Here is a 20,200-nt window from a genome sequence, read left to right as displayed (position 1 = left end):
CGACGCCATAAACCCTGCGCCGCCCGTCGGCTATGACGCTTAGCTTGGCGATGGGTTCCCGAAAATCCTATCCGGCCGCGACGGGCTCGTCGGTCGCCGCCAGGCGCAAGGTGTGCGACAGCTCCTCGACCGAATAGGGCTTGTGCAGCAGCGGGAAGCCGTGATGGGCGTCGGTGGCCAGCACGTGGCTGTAGCCGCTGGTCAGCACCACCTGGGTCGAGGGCCAGCGCGCCTTGACGATCCGCGCCAGCTCGACGCCGCCGATCCCGGGCATGACCACGTCGCTGAATACGATGTCGAACGTCGCGCCGCCCTCCAGCCGCGCGAGGGCCTCCACCGCGTTGGACGCCAGTTCGGTGCGGTAGCCCAGGTCCTGCAGCAACTGGGTCGCGAACTCGCCGATCGCCGCGTTGTCCTCGACCACCAGGACGCGCCCGTCATGGCGGCTGCGGAGGGGGCCGCGCGCGGCGTCGGCCGTGCGCTCCACGCGCCGCGCGCGGGGCAGATAGAGGGTGAAGGTCGAGCCGCGCCCCACGCGGCTTTCCACCGCCACGTCGCCGCCCGACTGCTTGGCGAAGCCGTAGACCTGGCTCAGGCCCAGGCCGGTGCCCCGGCCCACCTCCTTGGTGGTGAAGAAGGGCTCGAAGATCCGCGCCAGGTCGTCCTCGGCGATGCCGTAGCCGCCGTCGGCCACGGCGACCGTGACGAAGTCGCCGCGACTGGCCGCGTGGCCGCGGATGGCGGGGATCGCGTCGGCCGCGTCGATGCGGATCGCCAGCACGCCTTCGCCGTCCATGGCGTCGCGGGCGTTGATCGCCAGATTGATCAGGGCCGTCTCGAACTGGTTGATGTCGGACTCGACGAAGCAGTCGTCGCACAGGGCCGTGACGTCCAGCCGGATGGGCGCGCCCAGGATCGACCGCAGCATGTCGCCCAGGGTCTCGACCTTGGTGGCGACGTTGAAGTGCTCGGGCTTCAGGGCCTGGCGGCGCGAGAAGGCCAGGAGCTGGCTGGTCAGCTTGGCGGCGCGGTCGGCCGTGTCCGAGATGGCGTCGATGTAGCGGCGCCGGCGGTCGGGCGGCAGGTCGCGGCTGCGCAGCAGGTCGGCCGACGAGCGGATCACCGTCAGCAGGTTGTTGAAGTCGTGGGCGACGCCGCCGGTCAGCTGGCCGATGGCCTCCATCTTCTGGGCCTGGCGCAGGGCCTCCTCGGCCTGTTTCAGCGCCTGCGCCTGCAGCTTCTCGTCGGTGATGTCGCGGCCGTAGCCGTAGATCAGGCCGTCCTCGAAGGCGGTGTTCCACGAGATCCAGCGCACGCCGCCGTCCAAAGTGCGGTAGCGGTTCTCGAAGCCGGTGACCTGGGGACCGTGCAGGATATTGTCGAGGGTGCGGTAGGTGGCGGCCGCGTCCTCGGAGACGACGAAGTCCTCCATCCGTTTGCCGACCACGTCCTCGACGCGATGGCCCAGGATGCGGGTCCAGGCCGGGCTGACCGACTGGTACACGCCGTCGCCGTCGACCACCACCATCAGGTCGCGGGCGTTGGTCCAGATGCGGTCCGACCGCCGCCGCTCGTCCTCGACGTTGCGGGCCTGGGCGAAGGCCCCGGCCGCGCGGTCGGCGACCAGGGTCGCCAGGTCCCGCAGGCCCTGGTCGTCGCGGCGGTGCGGGTTGAGGCCCAGCACCAGGATCGCCGCCGGCTCGCCTTGCGCGCCCGGGATCGGGACGACCAGGCTCTCGGTCGGCGGGATCGACCACGCGCCGGTCGGATAGGCGGCGCGGGGCAGGGCGTATCTCAACGAAGCGCCGCGGGCCGCCTCCAGCGGCCACGAGCGCTGCAGCAGGTCGCGTCCCTCCTCGGTGGCCGAGCAGCCGACCAGCCCGCCCAGTGGGTCGCTCACATAGGCCAGGGCGAACGGGAAGTCCTCGGTGTTGGACGCCAGGGCGTCGCAGATCCCCTGCAGCACGGCGTCGCGGGTCACCGCGCCGATCAGGCATTCGCCCAGGCGGCGCACCGTCCCGAGCCGCCGCTCGCTGATCACCCGCTCGGTCTCCTCGGTGACCACGCACATCAGGCCCCGGATGTCGGCCCCCTCGCGCAGCGGGCTATAGGAGAAGGTGTGGTAGGTCTCCTCGGGGTAGCCGCTGCGCTCGAGCAGGAGCAGCAGCGCCTTGTTCCAGGTGGGGACGCCCTGGCGCACCGAATGGACCTGGGGCTCGACGTCGGCGTAGACCTCGCGCCAGACCTCTTGGAACGGCCGGCCCAGGGCCGTCGGATGCTTGATCCCCAGGGTGGGGATGTAGGCGTCGTTGTAGAAGAACCGCAGGTCGTCGCCCCAGCCCAGCCACATCTCGAAGCGCGAGGTCAGCATCATGGCCAGCGGCGTCTTCAGGCCGGTTGGCCAGGTCTCGGGCGGACCCAGCGGGAAGTCGGACCAGTCCGCCTCGCGCATGCGGCGCGCCATCTCGCTGTCGCCCGGGAAGACCTGGGCGAGCGTGAGGCTCCTATCGAGCGGCATAAGGTCCACGAGGTTTCCAGCGAAGCGGCGAACAGCTTCGCTATAACGCCGCTTGGCGGAAAAGGCTCCGGCCTAGGCCCGKACGGCCGCGTGCAGGGTCTTCAACGTCTTCAGCAAGCCCGCCGCGTCCGTGAGGGGCAGGCAGCTGGGGCCGTCGCACAGGGCCTTGTCGGGGTCGGTGTGGAACTCCAGGAACACGCCGTCGGCGCCGGCCGCCACGGCGGCCTTGGCGATGATCGGCACGCCTTCGCGGCGGCCGCCGGTCGAGCCGCCGGCGGTGCGTGGGTCGGCGCCCGGCAGCTGGACGGCGTGGGTGGCGTCGATGGTCACCGGCACGCCCAGGTTCTGCATCTGCTGGATGCCCAGCATGTCGACCACCAGGTTGTTGTAGCCGAACGAGGCGCCGCGCTCGCACAGCACGATCTGCAGGTCCGGCGCGGCTTCGCGGGCCTTGTGGATGATGTTCTTGCAGTCCCAGGGGGCGATGAACTGGGCCTTCTTGACGTGCAGCCAGCCGCCCTGGGCGGCGGTGGCGCGCGAGGCGGCGACGATCAGGTCGGTCTGGCGGCACAGGAAGGCGGGGATCTGCACCAGGTCGGCCACGGCGGCGACCGGCTCGGCCTGGTCGACCTCGTGGATGTCGGTGGCGATCGGCACGTCCAGCTTGGCCTTCACCTCGGCCAGCATGGCCAGGCCGTCCTTCAGGCCCGGACCGCGATAGCTGGTGATCGACGAGCGGTTGGCCTTGTCGAAACTGGCCTTGAACACATAGGGCAGGCCCAGCTCGGCGGTGACCGCCTTCAGCTCGCGCCCGACCTCCAGGGCCAGGTCCAGGTTCTCCAGCACGTTCAGGCCGGCGATCACGGCCAGCGGCCGGCCGGCGCCCATCGAGATGTTCCAGCGCTTGAGGGTGACGACGGACATGGCGGTGTTCCTGGTTCGCCGGCGACGGGGGCCGGTCGCAAATCAAGCGGCCAGCTTATGCCCTAAGCGCAGCGACCGCGTCGAGGGTGGCGGCGGTCAGGGGCGAGGGCAGGGCGTCCAGCGGGAACCAGCCCCAGTCGGCCAGGGCCTGCGGCTCCTGGATCGCCGGCTCGCCCACGCAGCCGTCGGCGCGGTAGGTGACGGCCACCCAGTGGCTGTCCGGCCCGATCATGTCGGTGACGCAGAGCACCGGGCCGGCGACGATGGTGATCCCCAGCTCCTCCAGGATCTCGCGCTCTGCGCAGGCGCGGCCGTTCTCACCCCAGTCCAGCTTGCCGCCGGGCTGGCCCCAATGGCCGGCTTCGGGCTGGCGACGCCGCTGGACCAGCAGGATACGGCCCTGGCCGTCGAGGATAGCCGCGCCGCAGCCGACGCGGGGGCGGGGGCGGGGGGAAGAGATGTCGTTCACGCGAACTGTCCGGTCACTTGAAGCTTCGCGCAGCAAGGCGCACTTTACGGCGACATCTGACACAAGGCGCGACCGATGGCGACCAGCGTCCAGCTCACCGACGACCTAGAGCGCTTCGCGAACGATTGCGTGGATGCGGGTCGCTACGACACGGTGACGGATGTGGTGCGGTCGGCCCTCAACCTGATGCGCGATGTTGAACGCCAGCGTGCGGAATTCAACGCGATGCTGGCGGCGGCGACGGCCGAAGCCGATCGCGACGGCGTGTTCACGGCGGAAGAGATTTTCGCGGAGATCGATGCAAAGCGCGCCGGCGAACGGTGAGCCGCGCGGAATTCTCGCCGCTCGCCCGGCGCGATCTGATCGACGCCGAGGCTTGGATACGCGCCGACCGTCCAGCGGCGGCGGTCGCCTTCCGATCGGCCGTCTTGCGCGGGGCGGCGCTCATCGCCGAGCGACCTGGGAGCGGCGTCGAGCGCCTGGAAATTGCGGATGCACCCCACCGCTTTCTGGTCGTTCAGGGCTTTCCCTACTTGCTGATCTACAACGCTGAGCGGCGGCCTCCGCTGATCGTCAGAGTCTTGCATGGCGCGCGGGATCTGCCGTCGCTACTCGGCGGTTTGTAGACTCGCCCCCACCGGCCTATATCCCCCACTCATGACCAACGACGACGTCCTCGACGAATTCCGCGCCGCCGGCGCCCTGCGCGAAGGCCACTTCGTGCTGTCCTCCGGCCTGCACAGCCCCGTCTTCCTGCAGAAGAACCTGGTGTTCATGCGGCCCGAGCGCTGCGCGCGCCTCTGCAAGGCCCTGGCCGAGAAGATCGTCGCCACGGTCGGCAAGCCCGACGTGGCGGTGTCGCCGGCCGTCGGCGGCATCATCCCCGGCTACGAGACCGCCCGCTGGCTGGACGTCGCCTCGATCTATGTCGAGCGCGAGGGCGGCGGCTTCAAGTTCCGCCGCGGCTTCCACCTGGAGCCCGGCCAGAAGGTCGTGATGGTCGAGGACATCGTCACCACCGGCCTGTCGTCGCGCGAGTGCATCGCCGCGATCCAGGAGGCCGGCGGCGAGGTGATCGCCGCGGCCTGCATCGTCGACCGCTCGGGCGGCAAGGCCGATGTCGGCGTGCCGCTGGTGGCCCTGGCCAGCCTGGAGGTCCCGGCCTATCCCGCCGACGCCCTGCCGCCGGAACTGGCCGCGATCCCGATCGAAGACCCGGGCAGCCGGCGTCTGAAGGGCTGACCGGCATGTTGCGGCTCGGCGTCAACATCGACCACGTGGCCACGATCCGCAACGCGCGCGGGGCCAGCTATCCGGAACCGGTGCGGGCCGCCGAGCTGGCCCTGGCGGCCGGCGCCGACGGCATCACCGCCCACCTGCGGGAGGACCGCCGCCACATCAGCGACGCCGACATCGCCCTGCTGACCGACCTCTGCCTCAAGCGCGGCAAGCCGCTGAACTTCGAGATGGCGGTCACCGACGAGATGGTCGGCATCGCCCTGCAGGCCCGGCCGCACGCCGCCTGCCTGGTGCCCGAGCGCCGTGAGGAGGTCACCACCGAGGGCGGCCTCGACGTCGTGAAGGGCGCGAACCGCATCGCCGAGGCCACGACCCGCTTGCGCACGGTCGGGGCGCGGGTCTCGCTGTTCATCGAGGCCGATCCGGCCCAGATCGAGGCCTCGGTGAAGGCCGGCGCCCAGGTGGTGGAGCTGCACACCGGCGCCTATTGCGACGCCGCCCGCGAGGGCCATGCCGACAAGGCCGCCGCCATCCTGCAGCGCCTGAAGGCCGGCGCCGCCCTGGCCGCTGACCTGGGCCTGGAGGTCCATGCTGGCCACGGCATCGACTACGCCACCGTCAAGCCGATCGCCGCCATCCCGCAGATCGCCGAGCTGAACATCGGCCACTTCCTGATCGGCGAGGCGATCTTCGTGGGCTTGCCCCAGGCCATGCAGCGCATGCGGGCCCTGATGGATGCTGCAAGGCTCGAGGTGGCCGCGTGATCATCGGGATCGGCTCGGACCTGTGCGACATCCGCCGGATCGAGAAGTCCCTCGAACGCTTCGGCGACCGGTTCACCAACAAGGTCTTCACCGAGATCGAGCGCAAGCGGTCCGAGCGCAAGCCCGACCGCGCCTCCAGCTACGCCAAGCGCTTCGCCGCCAAGGAGGCCTGCTCCAAGGCCCTGGGCACGGGCCTGAAGGGCGGGGTGCACCTGGCGGGCATGGGCGTGGTCAACCTGCCGTCCGGCAAGCCGACCATGGCCCTGACCGGCGGGGCGGCCGAGCGCCTGGCCAGGATGGTCCCCGAGGGCATGACCCCGGTGATCCACCTGTCCCTGACTGACGACCATCCCTACGCCCAGGCCTTCGTGATCATCGAGGCGATTCCCGCGGTTTAGGCCCCCGCCTTGCACCCCGACCTCCGAAGCGCCTGAAACGGCGCCGTTCTGGGACGGGGGACCCACATGGCGATCTGGAGCGATATCGAAGGCAAGGGGGCGCGGACCACGCGTCGCAGGCGTCAGCTGATGCCCTGGCAAGAGCGGCCGTTCGCCTGGCTGCTGGTCGGCTGGGGCTTCTTCGCCCTGGTTCTGGCGGCGGTCTTCGCCACAATTTAGGCCCGTATTGCACGGTCAAGCTGAGAGGGGGCGCGGCGCGCCACGCCTTCGCCATGAAGGCGAGTTAACGGGCGCCACGCTTGCTCCCGTCGTAAACCCCGTCTAGCTAGGCGCGTCGGGTCCGCCCGAAGCCCATTCCGTCGAGAGCCCCTGAGCGCATGACCGACACCACCGACATCGAGAACCCCGACGACAAGACCGGGGCGGTCAAGGAGTTCATCGAGATCGTCAAGACGGTCGCCTACGCCCTGGGCATCGCCCTGGTGCTGCGGGTGCTGCTGTTCCAGCCGTTCACGATCCCCTCGGCCTCGATGGAGCCCAATCTCTACCAGGGCGACTACATCATCGTCAGCAAGTACAGCTACGGCTGGTCCAAGCACTCGATCCCGTTCAGCCCGGGGCTGTTCAACGGCCGCATCCTGGGCCACCAGCCTCGCCGCGGCGACATCATCGTCTTCAAGCTGCCGCGCGACCCGCACGTCGACTACATCAAGCGCCTGATCGGCCTGCCCGGCGACAAGGTCCAGGTGCGCGGCGGCGTGGTCTACATCAACGGCAAGGCCCTGGAGCGCAAGGAGCTGCCCTCGGCCCTGGTCGACACTGGCTATGGCACCATCCGCGCCGGCCGCTTCGAGGAGACCAATCCCGAAGGCCGCAAGTACGCCACCCAGGACTACGGCCCCGACAGCGAGGCCGACAACACCGGCGTCTATACGGTGCCCGAGAACTGCTACTTCTTCATGGGCGACAACCGCGACAACTCGCTGGACAGCCGCTTCGACCCGGGCATCTCGGCCTTCAAGACCGGTTCGGGCACCTGCAAGTGGGACTTCGCCAACGACCAGTACATCGGCATGCAGGAAGGCGTGGGCTTCGTCCCGGCCGAGAACCTGGTGGGCCGCGCCCAGCTGATCCTGCTGTCGTGGAACGCCGACGCCCACCTGTTCAAGCCGTGGACCTGGTTCCTGGACGCCCGTCCGAGCCGCTTCTTCCGCGTCCTCAAGTGACCGCCAAGAAATGACAGATAGACGCGCCGTCGCCGTCGGCGACCTGGAGCGCCGGATCGGTCACACGTTCCAGGATCGGCAGCTGCTGGAGCTGGCCCTGACCCACGCCAGCGTGGGCGACGGGGCCAAGAAGGCCGGCGACAACGAGGTGCTGGAGTTCATCGGCGACCGCGTGCTGGGCCTGTTGGCCGCCGAGGCCCTGGCCGAGCGCTTCCCCAAGGCCAAGGAAGGCGAGCTGGCCCCGCGCCTGAACGCCCTGGTCAGTCGAGAGACCTGCGCCCGGGTGGCCCGCGCCGCCCAGATGGGTCCGGCGCTCCGCCTGTCGGCCTCGTCCAGCAAGATCGGCGGCCGCGAGACCGACTCGATCCTGGCCGGCGCCGCCGAGGCGCTCATGGCGGCGCTGTACCGCGACGGCGGGCTGGAAGCGGCCCGCCGCGTGTTCCTGGACCTGTGGACTGACGAGTTCGAACGCGCCAACCAGGGCAAGCCGCGCGACCCCAAGACCGCTTTGCAGGAATGGGCCCAGGGCAAGGGCAAGCCGCTGCCGAGCTATCGCGTCCTGGACCGCACGGGTCCGGACCACGCGCCGGTGTTCACCGTCGAGGCTTCGGTCAAGGGCGTCGACCCTGCCATCGCCAAGGGCAAGTCCCGGCAGGAGGCCGAGAAGGCCGCCGCCAAGGCGCTGCTGGAGCGGGAAGGGGCCTCGGGGGCTTAGGCTCACCCACTTGCCCCCTACGGACCGCTTCGCGGTCGTCTTCCCCCATAGGGGGAAGAGGCGCGCCACGCTTAAAGCTTCCGCCCCCTATGGGGCGGACAGACGGCGAAGCCGTCAGGTGGGGGCAAGTAAGGTCGCCCCCGAGCCCCATCGGTGCTACACGCACGCGCAATGACTGAAACCACCCCCCAAACCACCCGAGCCGGCTTCGCCGCCATCATCGGCGCCCCGAACGCCGGCAAGTCCACCCTGGTCAACCGCATGGTCGGCGCCAAGGTCTCGATCGTCACCCAGAAGGTCCAGACGACGCGCTTCCCCGTGCGCGGCGTGGCCATGACCGGCGACACCCAGATCGTCCTGGTCGACACCCCCGGCATCTTCACCCCGCGCCGTCGCCTGGACCGCGCCATGGTCCGGTCCGCCTGGGCCGGCGCCGAGGATTCCGAGGTCGTCGTCCACCTGGTCGACGTGCAGGCCGAGCTGGCCGTGCGCGAGCGCCGCGCCACGCCGGGCGAGCACCGCTCCAGCCAGGACGTCCAGACCATCATCGAGGGCATCAAGGCCGCCGGTCGCCAGGTGATCCTGGCCCTGAACAAGATCGACGGCGTCAAGCGCGACACCCTGCTGGCCGTCACCCAGGAGCTGTTCGACACCGGCGCCTATTCGGAAGTCTTCATGATCAGCGCCTCCACCGGCGCGGGCGTCGACGACCTGATGGCCAAGCTGGCCTCGCTGATGCCGGAAGGCCCGTGGCTGTATCCGGAAGACCAGACCGCCGACCTGCCGGCCCGCCTGCTGGCCGCCGAGATCACCCGCGAGAAGATCTACCTGCGCGTCCACGAGGAGCTGCCCTACGCCGCTTCGGTCGAGACCACGGCCTTCGAGGAACGCCCCGACGGCAGCGCCCGGATCGAGCAGACCATCTATGTCGAACGCGACGGCCAGCGCGCCATCGTGCTGGGCAAGGGCGGCGAAGTGATCAAGTGGATCGGCAAGTCCTCCCGCGAGGAGCTGGAGGACATCCTCGACCGCAAGGTCCACCTGTTCCTGCACGTGAAGGTCAAGGAGAACTGGGCCGAGGAACGCGGCCTGTTCAACGACATGGGCCTGGATTTCGACGTCTGAGGACGACCAGGGCTTTTCCAAACCTCGTCATCCCGGGCCTTGTGCCCGGGATGACGGGTGAAGGGGAGGAGCGGGCTGGAAATCCCCCGCCCGAACTCTACCTGTAAGGCTAGAACACACAGGAAGCGCCGCCGTGACCAAGCTCGACACCGCCATCACGCCGGCTTCCCCCTCGGTCGATCTCGACGCCTATTTCGCCCGCATCGGCTATGACGGCCCGCGCGAGCCGACGCTCGACGTGCTGCGCGCCCTCCACCGGAAGCATCCCGACGCCATCGCCTTCGAGAACGTCGACGTCCTGCTGGGCAAGGCGATCAGCCTGGATCCGGCCGCCATCGACGCCAAGCTGATCACGGCCGGGCGCGGGGGCTACTGCTACGAGCAGAACGGCCTGTTCAAGCGCGTGCTGACGGCCCTGGGCTTCGAGGTCAGCGGCCTGATGGCGCGGGTGCTGTGGATGGTGCCCGACCACCTGCCGCCGCGACCGCGCTCGCACATGGTGCTGGCCGTGCGGGTTCCGGGCGACGACACGGTCTGGCTGGCCGACGTGGGCTTCGGCGGCTGCGTGCTGACCGCGCCGCTGCGGCTGTTCTCCGACGAGGTCCAGGCCACGCCCAACGGCGACTTCCGCATCCTGCCGGTCGACGAGCTGGGCGGCGAGCGGCGGGTGCAGGCCGACCTGTCGGGCAAGTGGGCGGCGACCTACCAGGTGGCCCCCAGCGGCCTGTGGGCCGACCAGGACTACGAGCAGGCCAATTTCTACACCTACGCCCACCCCAGCTCGCATTTCACCTGGAGCCTGACGGTGGGCCGGGTGACGCCGGACGCGCGCTACGCCCTGAAGAACAACCGCCTGACGCACCGCGACGCCACCGGCACCCTGGTCGAGCAGCGCGACCTGTCGGCCGACGAGCTGGAGGCCACGCTGCGCGACGTGATCGGCCTGCCGGTCCAGCCCGACTGGCGGCCAGTGATCGAGAAGATCGTGGCCTGGGGCGCGCCGGCCTAGGAGCAGGCCTCGCACGGCGCGGCGATCGGGACCTTGCGCTCGCGCCGCGCGGCGACGACCAGGCCCACGCCCAGGAGGGCGGTCAGGCCGGCATAGGCCGAGGCGCTGACCGGTCCCAGGCCGTCCACCAGCACCCCGCCGAAGACCGCGCCCATGGCGATCGCCACCTGGAAGGTCGAGGTCAGCAGGCCGCCCGCCAGCTCGGCCTGGTCGGCCGCTTCCGACGTGGCCCACGACTGGAAGCCCACGGGCAGCATGGCGAAGGCGAAGCCCCAGACGGTCAGGGCGGCGGCCGCGACCAGCGGCCAGGCGCCCAGGGTGACGACGGCGAGGGCGGCGACGGCGACCAGGCTCGCCCCGCCCAGCACGGCCAGGCGCGGGTCGCGCTCGGCCAGGAAGGCGCCGGCGAAGTTGCCGAAGAACCCGGCGACGCCGAAGGCCAGCAACACCAGCGAGATCGCKCCCACGCTCAGGTGGGTGACCTGCTCCAGCACCGGCCGCACATAGGTGAAGCCCGCGAAGTGGCCCGAGATCACCAGCAGCACGCCGACCAGGGCCACCGCGACGCTGGGCCGACGCGCCACCTCCAGGAGGCCGCGCAGGCGGGGCGGGGCCGTCGGCGCCAGGCGCGGCAGGGTCAGGGCCTGGACCGCGAAAGCCAACGCGCCGACCACGCCGGCGATCACGAAGGCCGCCCGCCAGCCCAGGGTGTCGCTGACATAGGCGCCGACCGGTGCGGCCGAGACCGTGGCCACCGACACGCCCGTGAAGACGATCGACATGGCGCGCGGCAGCGCCTTGGCCGGGACCAGTCGCATCGCGAGAGCCGCGGCCATCGACCAGAAGCCTCCCAGGCTGGCGCCCAGCAGGATCCGGGCGACCAGGAGGGTCGGCAGGTTGGCGGCGAAGACCGTCAGCAGGTTCGAGGCGCAGAGCAGCGCCATCAGGCCCAGCATCACCAGCCGCCGGTCCAGGCGTCCGGTCAGCACCGGCGTCAGCGGCGCGGCGATCGCCCCGACGACGGCCGTGGCGGTGACCGCTTGCCCCGCCGCCCCGACGCTGACGCCGAGATCGGCCGCCAGGGGCGTCAGCACGCTGGCCGGCAGGAATTCCGAGGTCACCAGGGCGAAGACGCCCAGGGCCAGGGCGCCGATCGCGGTCCAGAGCGCCGGCGTTTCAGGCTCGCCGATCGGGCTCGAGGCGTCCTGCGCGGGTCGGGCGATTGTCGAACCATCCATGGCGATCTCCGGCGGCCGCCCGTCCGGGCGGTTGAAGCAACTTTGGGCCGCTGAGATAGGGGCGCGGCCGGCCGCCCGCCCGGGCGCCGCGACTCCAAATTTCCCCGGGACACGCCCAGCATTTCTGGATGGCCAGGCGCACGGCTTCGCTCGCAGCAGCGAGGCTCAAGTCAGGGTTCAGGGATTCGAATAGGCGGAATACGGCCGCGTCCTAGACCCCGGGCGGCGGTCGCGACCAGCTCTGGTGGGGTAGGGGCTCGGGCGGGAAGTCGAACAGCCGCCGCCGCAGGCGCTCGGCGTTGTTCAGGTGCTCCTCGATGGCGTCGACGTCGGATTGGCGGGCGAACATCAGGTTGTCGCCGTCCGAGCGCCACAGGCCGTCGGCCTTGGCGAAGACCTCCAGAGCGGCCAGGGTTTCGGCATAGGTCCGGTCGCGCAGGTCGGCCTCGGCGCCGTGGCGGGCGACGGCGATCTTGGTGTCCTTGTCCAGTTGGGCCAGCACATAGTCGCGGACGATCGGCGGCGGATTGGCGCGCCGCAGGGCGTCGTCGATMGCCGCGCGGGTCTCCTTCCAGCGCTGGGTGTCCTCGATCTCGGCCTGGGCGACGGCGTCCAGGGCGCCGCGCAGGCGGGCGGTCAGGGCGCGGACGTCGGCGGGCGAGCCGATGGTGACCGGCGAGATCACCAGCCGCTGGTCGGTGGCCTTCAGTCGCGGGTTCAGGGCCGCCAGCATCGCCGTGTCGCCGGCCCGGTCCTTGGCCGCGATCGCCGCCAGCTCGGTCTTCAGGCCCGGCAGGGCGGTCCAGGCCTCGCGCGCCTTGTACAGGTAGACCTGATGCTCGGCGTAGCGCACGCCGTGCAGGACCACGGGCGACAGCAGCGAGGCGGCGAAGACGCAGGGCGCCAGGATGTTGAAATAGATCGGCCCCCGGGTGGCGTCGCGCGAGCGGACATAGCCGAAATAGAGCAGGGCCCACAGCGCCAGGCTGATCAGGGCGCACGGCACGATGCTGAACAGGAAGCGGGTGTTGATCAGGTCCGACAGGTTGAACCGCTCGCTGTCCAGGCCCTGCAGGCGCAGGCTGTAGGCGATCGCCAGGCCCATGCCGACCAGCACGGTCACCACCAGGGCCGGCCAGGTGGCCGGCGGCTTGTCCAGCTTGCGGCTATAGACGCGCGACGCGACCAGCGACTCTTCGCTCACGATTTGCACTCCCCGATTGTGCGAGTCCCTGGCTAGCGGATCAACCTTAGGAGAGGCAATAGGCTTCGCGCATCCGGAGATGAAGGCGACTTTCGGCTCGGCGCCGAGATCGCGACGTCGTATGGAGAGTCCATGTTTTGTTCCGCGACCAAGACCGCCTGATGGAGTGGGAGGACGAGGCCTTCGTGCTGTCGGCGCGCGCCCATGGCGAGACCGGGGCGATCGTCGAACTGCTGACCCAGGAGCGGGGCAAGTTCGCGGCCCACGTCTCGGGCGCGGCCTCGCGGCGGATGAAGCCGTTCCTGCAGGCCGGGGCCAAGGTCATCGCCCGCTACCGGGCCCGGGTTAGCGACCAGCTGGGCGCGGCCAATCTCGAGCCGATCGGCGAGGGGCCGGCCTCGCTGTTCGACGAGCCGCTGGCGCTGTCGGGCCTGTCGGCCGCCGCCGCCGTCGCCGCCGGGGCCCTGCCGGAGCGCGAGGCCCATCCCGGCGCCTTCCACGCCCTGGAGGCCCTGATCGCCGCCCTGGCCATCCCCGAGATTTGGCCCGCGGTCTATGTGCGGTTCGAGGCGGGGCTGCTGCAGGACCTGGGCTTCGGCCTGGACCTGTCGAAATGCGCCGCCACCGGCGCGCTGGACGACCTGGTCTATGTCAGCCCGCGCACCGGCCGGGCGGTCAGCCGCGAGGCGGGGCGGCCCTATCACGACAAGCTCCTGCCCCTGCCGCCGTTCATGCTGTCGGCCCAGGGCGGCCTGGCCGACGGCGACGTCAGGGCGGGCCTGGACATCACCGGCCACTTCCTCGAGCAGTTCGTCTTCCACCCGCTAAACCGCCCTCTGCCGCCGGCTCGCGTCTGGCTGCTGGACCGGCTGGGCGAGGCGGGGCGTCTTTAAAAACTCCGCTCATCCCGGCGAATGCCGGGACCCAGATGGAATGGCTCTGGGGCTGACGCCAGCAGCGTGGAGTTCGTCCAGTCATCCACACCGCCTTTGGATCTGGGTCCCGGCATTCGCCGGGATGAGCGGAAAGGAATGAAACGTCACAAAGCGTGGCTATCGGGACTCACGTTTCGGAGTCCCGCCCCATGTCGCTCGTCCTCGATCGCTACGCCCTGAACCGCCGCCGGCTGCTCAAGACCTTCGGCGCCTCGGCCGTCACCGCCCTGTCGATCCCCTTGATCGGCAACCAGGCCTTCGCCCAGGCGGTGTTCGCCCAGTACCCGTTCCAGCTGGGCGTGGCCTCGGGCGATCCCTGGCCGGACGGCTTCGTGATCTGGACCCGCCTGGCCCCCGAGCCGTTCGAGATCGGCTACGGCATGCCCACAGCCCCCGTGGCCGTCGACTGGGAAGTGGCCGCCGACCGCGGCTTCAAGACCGTGGTCGCCAAGGGGACCGCCGTGGCGACGCCCGAGCTGGGCCACAGCGTCCACGTCGAGGTCTCGGGCCTCGAGGCCGGACGCGACTACTGGTACCGCTTCATGGCCGGCAAGGAGCGCAGCCTGACCGGCCGGGCCCGCACCGCGCCGGCGGCCGGCGCCGCCCTGGACCGCGCCCGCTTCGCCGTCGTCGGTTGCCAGAACTACGAGCAGGGCTACTACACCGCCTTCCGCAAGATGGCGCAGGATGCCCCGGACTTCGTGTTCCACTATGGCGACTACATCTACGAGGGCCGCGGCAATCGGATGTGGAACAGCGCCGACGGCCCGCGCGAGAACGTCCGCCAGCACTTCGGCGGCGAGATCTACGCCCTGGACGACTACCGCCGCCGCTACGCCCAGTACAAGATGGACGCCGACCTGCAGGCCGCCCACGCCGCCGCGCCGTGGTTCGTGGTCTGGGACGACCACGAGACCGACAACAACTGGGTCTCCGACATCGACCAGGACGGCACCGATCCCAAGATCTTCAACCTGCGCCGCGAGGCCGCCGCCCAGGCCTATTACGAGAACATGCCGCTGCGGGCCTCGTCGTTCCCCGCCGGGACCGCGATCCAGATCTACCGCCGCGCCGCCTGGGGCAAGCTGCTGGAGCTGAACCTGCTGGACACCCGCCAGTTCCGCACCGACCAGCCGTGCGGCGACAAGCAGGTGGCCTGCGCCACCCTCGACCGCCCCGAGGCCGAGGTCGTGGGCCTCAAGCAGGAGAAGTGGCTGGTCGACGGCCTGACCGCCTCGAAGGCCACCTGGAACGTCCTGGCCCAGCAGGTGATGATGATGGACCTGGACCGCGATCCGGGCCCGGACGTGGTGGTCAATCCCGACAGCTGGGCCGGCTACCGCACGCCGCGCAACCGGCTGCTCAAGCAGATCCGCGACCGCAAGATCGCCAACACCGTGGTCCTGACCGGCGACGAGCACCAGAACTTCGCCGGCGAGCTGTTCCTGGACGGCGCCCATCCCGAAGGCCGGCCGATCGCCACCGAGTTCGTCACCACCTCGATCACCTCGGGCGGCGACGGCGTGGACCAGACCGAGGCCTTCGCCAAGATCCAGGCCGCCAACCCGCAGCTGAAGTTCAACAACAGCCAGCGCGGCTACGCGATCTGCGACGTCACCGACAAGCGCTGGGTCACCGAGTTCAAGGTGCTGGACGCCATCACCCGCCGCGACGGCGCCCTGACGACGCGCAAGAAGATGGCGATCGAGGCGGGCGATCCGCGCCTGGTCGAAGCTTAAGGGCGGGGAGGGGAACAAAAGGCGTTCGGAGGGAGGATTTGCCGCGCGGTATTGGCTAGGATGGCCGCCACGCGTAACGAATCTCCCAGATGAACAAACCAGTCCTACCTCCCCCCGGCGGCCCGGAAGACGGCCGCATCCTCGACGAGCCGCTGAGCGAGGCGCTTTCCAAGCGCTACCTGGCCTATGCGCTGTCGACGATCGGCTCGCGGGCGCTGCCCGACGTGCGCGACGGCTTGAAGCCCGTGCACCGTCGCGTGCTGCACGCGATGAACAACATGCGCCTCAACCCCGAAGGCGCCGCGCGCAAGTGCGCCAAGGTGGTCGGCGAGGTGATGGGTAACTTCCACCCGCACGGCGACCAGTCGATCTACGACGCCCTGGTCCGCCTGGCCCAGGACTTCGCCCAGCGGGTGCCGCTGGTCGACGGCCAGGGCAACTTCGGCAACATCGACGGCGATAACCCCGCCGCCATGCGCTACACCGAGTGCAAGATGACCGCCGCGGCCATGCTGCTGCTGGACGGCATCGACGAGGACGCGGTCGACTTCAAGCCGTCCTACGACGGCCAGGACGAGGAGCCGGTGGTCCTGCCGTCGGGCTTCCCCAACCTGCTGGCCAACGGCAGTTCGGGCATCGCGGTGGGCATGGCCACCTCGATCCCGCCGCACAACCCGGCCGAACTGATCGACGCCTGCCTGCTGCTGCTGAGCAATCCCGAGGCCACCACGGCCGAGATCCTGGAGCGCGTGCCGGGTCCGGACTTCCCGACCGGCGGCGTGATCGTCGAGTCCCGCGAGAGCCTGCTGGAGACCTACGAGACCGGTCGTGGCGGCGTGCGCACCCGCGCCAAATGGGAGAAGGAAGACACCGGCCGCGGCACCTACCAGATCGTCGTCACCGAGATCCCGTACCAGGTGAAGAAGTCCGATCTGGTCGAGCAACTGGCCGACCTGATCGACAGCAAGAAGGCCGCCCTGCTGGGTGACGTGCGCGACGAGAGCGCCGAGGACATCCGCCTGGTCCTCGAGCCCAAGTCCAAGAACGTCGAGCCCGAAGTGCTGATGGAGAGCCTGTTCAAGCTCTCGGCGCTGGAAAGCCGCTTCCCGGTCAACATCAACGTGCTGGACGCCAAGGGCACGCCGGGCGTGATGGGCATCAAGCAGTGCCTGATGGCCTTCCTGGCCCACCGCCGCGAGGTGCTGACCCGCCGGGCCCGCCACCGCCTGGCCAAGATCGAAAGCCGCCTGCACATCCTGGACGGCCTGCTGATCGCCTACCTCAATCTGGACGAGGTGATCCGCATCGTCCGCTACGAGGACGAGCCCAAGCAGAAGCTGATCGCCGCCTTCGCCCTCTCGGACGTCCAGGCCGACGCCATCCTCAACACCCGCCTGCGCCAACTGGCCAAGCTGGAGGAGATGGAGATCCGCCGCGAGCACGCCGAGCTGGTGGAGGAGCGCGACGGCATCCTGGCCATGCTGGCCAGCGACAAGAAGCAGTGGGACCTGGTCGGCACGGGCCTGCGCCAGGTGCGCGCCGTGCTGGTCAAGATCAGCCACCCGCACGACAAGCCGCGCCCGACCGGCGTGATCGGCCGCTCGATCTTCGAAGAGGCCCCGGTGGTCGACGCCGAGGCCGCCATGGAGGCGATGATCGTCCGCGAGGCGATCACCGTCATCCTGTCGGACCGCGGCTGGATCCGCGCCGCCAAGGGCAAGGTCGACGACCCGTCCGAGCTGAAGTTCAAGGAAGGCGACAAGCTGGGCTTCATCGCGGCGGCCGAGACGACCGACAAGCTCTTGCTGTTCACCAGCGACGGCCGGTTCTTCACGATCAGCTGCGCCAACCTGCCGTCGGCGCGCGGTCACGGCGAACCGGTACGGATGATGATCGACCTCGACGACAAGGTGAAGATCATCGACATGTTCCCGTTCAAGGCCGGGCGGAAGCGCTTCCTGGCCTCGAAGCAGGGCTACGGCTTCCTGATGCCGGAAGAGGAGGCGATCGCCAACCGCAAGGCCGGCAAGCAGGTGCTGACGGTCGACGCGGCCGGCGCGGCCTTCTGCCTTGAGGCCGCGGGCGACCAGGTGGCGGTGATCGGCGACAACGGCAAGATCCTGATCTTCCCGATCGAGGAGCTGCCGGAAATGCCGCGCGGCAAGGGCGTGAAGCTGCAGGCCTACCGCGAGGGCGGCCTGCGCGACGCGATCTCGTTCAACGCCGAGACGGGCGCCTTCTGGATCGACACCGCCGGCCGTCGTCGCGACTGGCTGGAGTGGAAGGACTGGATCGGCCGTCGGGCCGGGGCGGGCAAGCTGTCGCCCAAGGGCTTCCCGACCTCCAAGCGGTTCCGGCCGAAGGGATGACCGGGACCGCCAAGAGCGCCGCGCTTTGGGCGGTCCCGGATATCCGCTAGGCTTCATCCGGGATGACAGGATCTGATCGCATGAACGCGGTGCTCAAGCGCACCGCCGGCGCCGTGGCCGCCTTGCTCGGCCTGGCCGTCGCCGGAGCCGCGGGCGCCGCGCCGCCCTTGCCCCTGGCCGCCAAGCCGGAGACGGCGGGCTTCTCGGCCGAGAAGCTGCGCCGACTGGACGAGACGATGCAGGCCCTGGTCGACCAGGGCCAGATCGCCGGCGGCGTCACCGTGCTGGGCCGCCACGGCCGGGTGGTGTCGCTGAAGACCTTCGGCAAGCGCAGCCTGGAGACCGGCGAGGCCATGCCCGCCGACGCCCTGTTCCGCATCCGCTCGGAGACCAAGGCGGTCACCGGCGTGGCGATGCTGATCCTCTACCAGGAGGGCCGGTGGCGGCTGGACGATCCGGTCACCGAATATCTGCCCGAGCTGTCCGAGCTGCGCGTGGCCTCGGGCGTCGACGCCGAGGGACGGCCGATCCTGACTCCGGTCAGCCGCCCGCCCACCATGCGCGAGCTGATGACCCATACGGCCGGCTTCGCCTACGGCCTGGCCGACGACCCGGCCAGCCTGGCCGACCAGGCCTATTTCCGGGCCGGGGTGCTGCAGTCCGACACCCTGGACCACCTGGCGCGCAAGGTGGGCATGCTGCCGATGTACGCCCAGCCCGGCGTGATGTGGCGCTACAGCGTCGCCGCCGACCTGCAGGGGCTGATCGTCGAGCGCCTGTCGGGCCAGACCCTGCCGGTGTTCATGGAAGAGCGGATCTTCCGTCCCCTGAAGATGAAGGACACCGCCTTCTGGGCCCCGCCCGAGAAGCTGCCGCGCCTGGCGGCCCTGTATGACGGCGACCCGGCGACCGGCAAGCTGATCCCGGCCGTCGAGGGGCCCTGGCGCGACGTCACCAAGCCGCCGGCCGCGCCGTCGGGCGGGGGAGGGTTGTTGTCCACCGCCGGCGACTTCGCGCGCTTCGCCCAGATGATCCTGAACGGCGGGACGCTGGACGGGGTGCGAATCCTGACGCCCGAGAGCGTGGCGTTGATGCGGCTGAACCACCTGCCGCCCAGCTTCCAGGTCACCACCAACGGCACCACGGGCGTGCTGCGCCCCGACCAGAAGCCGTTCCCGTTCAGCGCCGGCATGGGCTACGGCCTGGACGTGGCCGTGGCGGTCGACCCGCGCCTGTCCGGCGCCCCGGTGGGGCCCGGCACGATCAGCTGGGGCGGCAGCGCCGGCACCTGGTTCTGGATCGACCCCAGCAACGACCTGTTCTTCATCGGCATGATCCAGCGCCTGGGCGGCGTGGGTTCGGGCCTGGACGCCACCACCCGCACGGTGGTCTACCAGGCGCTGGAGAAGCCGCCGATCAAGGAAGCGCGGCTCAATTCTTCCTCGCGCTGATTTGAACCCTGAAAGATTACAAGCCGTTCACTCTGTGAATACGACGTCATGAAGCAGACGTAACGAGTATTCGTAGAACAGTGCCGGCATCCTACCTCTCGAAAGCGACGCGGACGGCGTCGCCAAGACAGGGGAGTCCGGGATGGGCCAGTTCATCGTCAAGCTTTCGACGGTCGCCCTGCTGGGCCTGGCGGTTCTGCCGGCCCTGGGCCTGACCCAGCCCGCCCAGGCGGCGTCTCCTTACCCGGCGGTCCTGGTCCGCATCCCGGTCGGCGACCTGGACCTTTCCCGTCCGCAGGACGCCCGCCTGCTGAAGGCCCGCATCGACGCCGCCAGCGAGACGGTCTGCGTCGCGCGCGCCCAGGACCAGCGGCTGGACCGCTGGTCGGCCAAGGCCTGCCGCATCGATGTCCGCGACGAGGTGCAATCCAAGCTGTCGGCTCCGCAGCTGCGCGCCCTGCGCGCGGTCGGCGGCTAGCCCGAGATCCTCCCCCCTCCCGGGGAGGTGGCGGGAGCGCCGGGCATGCCCTTGCCCGGCCGTTTTTCCCTCAGAGCGCTCAACGGCGTCGCATGTCCCCAGCCCCAAATGGGAGACGCCCCGAGGCTCCCGCCAATTTTCCCCCTCTCTCTTAGAGAGAGGGAGGGGCCCGCCGCGAAGCGGTGGGAGGGTGAGTGGTTACAGTCTTTCAGGGTGGAGGGATGACGAAGACAGTTCTGCATTAGCGGCCGTATAGACGGCGGCGGTCTGGGTTCGTGCGAAAAGGCTCGACGGCTCTGGGTTTACCGGCCAACGGTGAAACCACTCACCCTCCCACCGCCTGCGGCGGCGGGCCCCTCCCTCTCTCAAAGAGAGAGGGGTTTGGGGTGCGTATCCCCG

20 protein-coding genes are annotated in these 20,200 nt (G+C 69.9%); 15 read left to right on the top strand and 5 right to left on the bottom strand.

From position 1 onward, the window contains the following. Positions 1 to 67 precede the first annotated feature (67 nt). The 3 genes from AC1U89_RS17690 to AC1U89_RS17680 form a co-directional block, all read right to left on the bottom strand. A complete protein-coding gene (locus tag AC1U89_RS17690; RefSeq protein ID WP_479900983.1) occupies positions 68 to 2,518 on the bottom strand; it encodes a hybrid sensor histidine kinase/response regulator in 2,451 nt (816 codons plus the stop codon). A gap of 72 nt (positions 2,519 to 2,590) precedes the next feature. After that, positions 2,591 to 3,442, bottom strand: coding sequence for a 3-deoxy-8-phosphooctulonate synthase (kdsA, locus tag AC1U89_RS17685; RefSeq protein WP_479900982.1), 852 nt, complete (start codon positions 3,440 to 3,442; stop codon positions 2,591 to 2,593). Positions 3,443 to 3,497: 55 nt separating this feature from the next. Next, entirely contained in the window at positions 3,498 to 3,911 is a 414-nt protein-coding gene (locus AC1U89_RS17680) for an NUDIX domain-containing protein (protein ID WP_479900981.1), read from the bottom strand. Positions 3,912 to 3,986: 75 nt separating this feature from the next. Here AC1U89_RS17680 and AC1U89_RS17675 point away from each other — a divergent pair, with 75 nt between their 5' ends. From AC1U89_RS17675 to AC1U89_RS17630, 10 genes are all read left to right on the top strand, one after another. Further along, complete coding sequence (locus AC1U89_RS17675) at positions 3,987 to 4,235, top strand: type II toxin-antitoxin system ParD family antitoxin (RefSeq protein ID WP_479900980.1); 249 nt, start codon at positions 3,987 to 3,989, stop codon at positions 4,233 to 4,235. Next, positions 4,232 to 4,537, top strand: coding sequence for a type II toxin-antitoxin system RelE/ParE family toxin (locus AC1U89_RS17670; protein WP_479900979.1), 306 nt, complete (start codon positions 4,232 to 4,234; stop codon positions 4,535 to 4,537). The genes AC1U89_RS17675 and AC1U89_RS17670 overlap by 4 nt, the downstream gene beginning before the upstream one ends. Before the next feature lie 31 nt (positions 4,538 to 4,568). Next, entirely contained in the window at positions 4,569 to 5,153 is a 585-nt protein-coding gene (gene pyrE / locus AC1U89_RS17665) for an orotate phosphoribosyltransferase (protein WP_029912509.1), read from the top strand. Positions 5,154 to 5,158: 5 nt separating this feature from the next. Continuing rightward, on the top strand, positions 5,159 to 5,914 hold the full coding sequence (locus tag AC1U89_RS17660; protein ID WP_479900978.1) for a pyridoxine 5'-phosphate synthase: 756 nt from the start codon (positions 5,159 to 5,161) through the stop codon (positions 5,912 to 5,914). Then, positions 5,911 to 6,312, top strand: coding sequence for a holo-ACP synthase (acpS, locus tag AC1U89_RS17655; RefSeq protein WP_479900977.1), 402 nt, complete (start codon positions 5,911 to 5,913; stop codon positions 6,310 to 6,312). Before AC1U89_RS17660 ends, acpS begins: the two co-directional genes overlap by 4 nt. Positions 6,313 to 6,378: 66 nt before the next feature. Then, positions 6,379 to 6,531 carry a hypothetical protein gene (locus AC1U89_RS17650; protein ID WP_479900976.1) on the top strand — a complete coding sequence of 51 codons (153 nt, stop codon included), beginning with the start codon at positions 6,379 to 6,381 and terminating at the stop codon, positions 6,529 to 6,531. 158 nt (positions 6,532 to 6,689) lie between these two features. Next, positions 6,690 to 7,538 (top strand): signal peptidase I, encoded by an 849-nt coding sequence (gene lepB, locus AC1U89_RS17645; RefSeq protein ID WP_479900975.1) that lies wholly within the window; start codon positions 6,690 to 6,692, stop codon positions 7,536 to 7,538. A gap of 10 nt (positions 7,539 to 7,548) precedes the next feature. Beyond that, the gene (rnc, locus tag AC1U89_RS17640; RefSeq protein ID WP_479900974.1) at positions 7,549 to 8,253 is read left to right on the top strand and encodes a ribonuclease III; all 705 of its coding nucleotides are present in this window, start codon (positions 7,549 to 7,551) and stop codon (positions 8,251 to 8,253) included. Positions 8,254 to 8,424: 171 nt separating this feature from the next. Next, positions 8,425 to 9,378 (top strand): GTPase Era, encoded by a 954-nt coding sequence (gene era, locus AC1U89_RS17635; RefSeq protein ID WP_479900973.1) that lies wholly within the window; start codon positions 8,425 to 8,427, stop codon positions 9,376 to 9,378. A 133-nt stretch (positions 9,379 to 9,511) separates the two neighbouring features. After that, on the top strand, positions 9,512 to 10,387 hold the full coding sequence (locus AC1U89_RS17630) for an arylamine N-acetyltransferase family protein (protein WP_479900972.1): 876 nt from the start codon (positions 9,512 to 9,514) through the stop codon (positions 10,385 to 10,387). On the opposite strand, the gene AC1U89_RS17625 is transcribed toward AC1U89_RS17630, so the two are convergent. Together AC1U89_RS17625 and AC1U89_RS17620 are read right to left on the bottom strand one after the other, a co-directional pair. After that, the gene (locus AC1U89_RS17625; protein WP_479900971.1) at positions 10,384 to 11,625 is read right to left on the bottom strand and encodes an MFS transporter; all 1,242 of its coding nucleotides are present in this window, start codon (positions 11,623 to 11,625) and stop codon (positions 10,384 to 10,386) included. The two genes, AC1U89_RS17630 and AC1U89_RS17625, sit on opposite strands and share 4 nt — an antisense overlap. Before the next feature lie 211 nt (positions 11,626 to 11,836). Continuing rightward, a complete protein-coding gene (locus AC1U89_RS17620) occupies positions 11,837 to 12,829 on the bottom strand; it encodes a hypothetical protein (protein ID WP_479900970.1) in 993 nt (330 codons plus the stop codon). A gap of 161 nt (positions 12,830 to 12,990) precedes the next feature. Here AC1U89_RS17620 and recO point away from each other — a divergent pair, with 161 nt between their 5' ends. The 5 genes from recO (at position 12,991) to AC1U89_RS17595 (ending at position 19,801) form a co-directional block, all read left to right on the top strand. After that, on the top strand, positions 12,991 to 13,722 hold the full coding sequence (gene recO, locus AC1U89_RS17615; protein ID WP_479901047.1) for a DNA repair protein RecO: 732 nt from the start codon (positions 12,991 to 12,993) through the stop codon (positions 13,720 to 13,722). Positions 13,723 to 13,913: 191 nt separating this feature from the next. Next, entirely contained in the window at positions 13,914 to 15,503 is a 1,590-nt protein-coding gene (locus tag AC1U89_RS17610) for an alkaline phosphatase D family protein (RefSeq protein WP_479900969.1), read from the top strand. A gap of 89 nt (positions 15,504 to 15,592) precedes the next feature. Further along, entirely contained in the window at positions 15,593 to 17,872 is a 2,280-nt protein-coding gene (gene parC / locus AC1U89_RS17605; protein WP_479900968.1) for a DNA topoisomerase IV subunit A, read from the top strand. A gap of 80 nt (positions 17,873 to 17,952) precedes the next feature. Next, positions 17,953 to 19,323 (top strand): serine hydrolase domain-containing protein, encoded by a 1,371-nt coding sequence (locus AC1U89_RS17600; RefSeq protein ID WP_479900967.1) that lies wholly within the window; start codon positions 17,953 to 17,955, stop codon positions 19,321 to 19,323. A gap of 142 nt (positions 19,324 to 19,465) precedes the next feature. Then, positions 19,466 to 19,801, top strand: a complete 336-nt coding sequence (locus AC1U89_RS17595) for a UrcA family protein (protein WP_479900966.1) — start codon at positions 19,466 to 19,468, stop codon at positions 19,799 to 19,801. Positions 19,802 to 20,200: the final 399 nt, after the last annotated feature.

The organism is Caulobacter sp. 05T431 (assembly GCF_056665975.1).
Note: the sequence above shows the minus strand (reverse complement) of the source record. Positions and strands in the feature narration are given on the sequence as shown.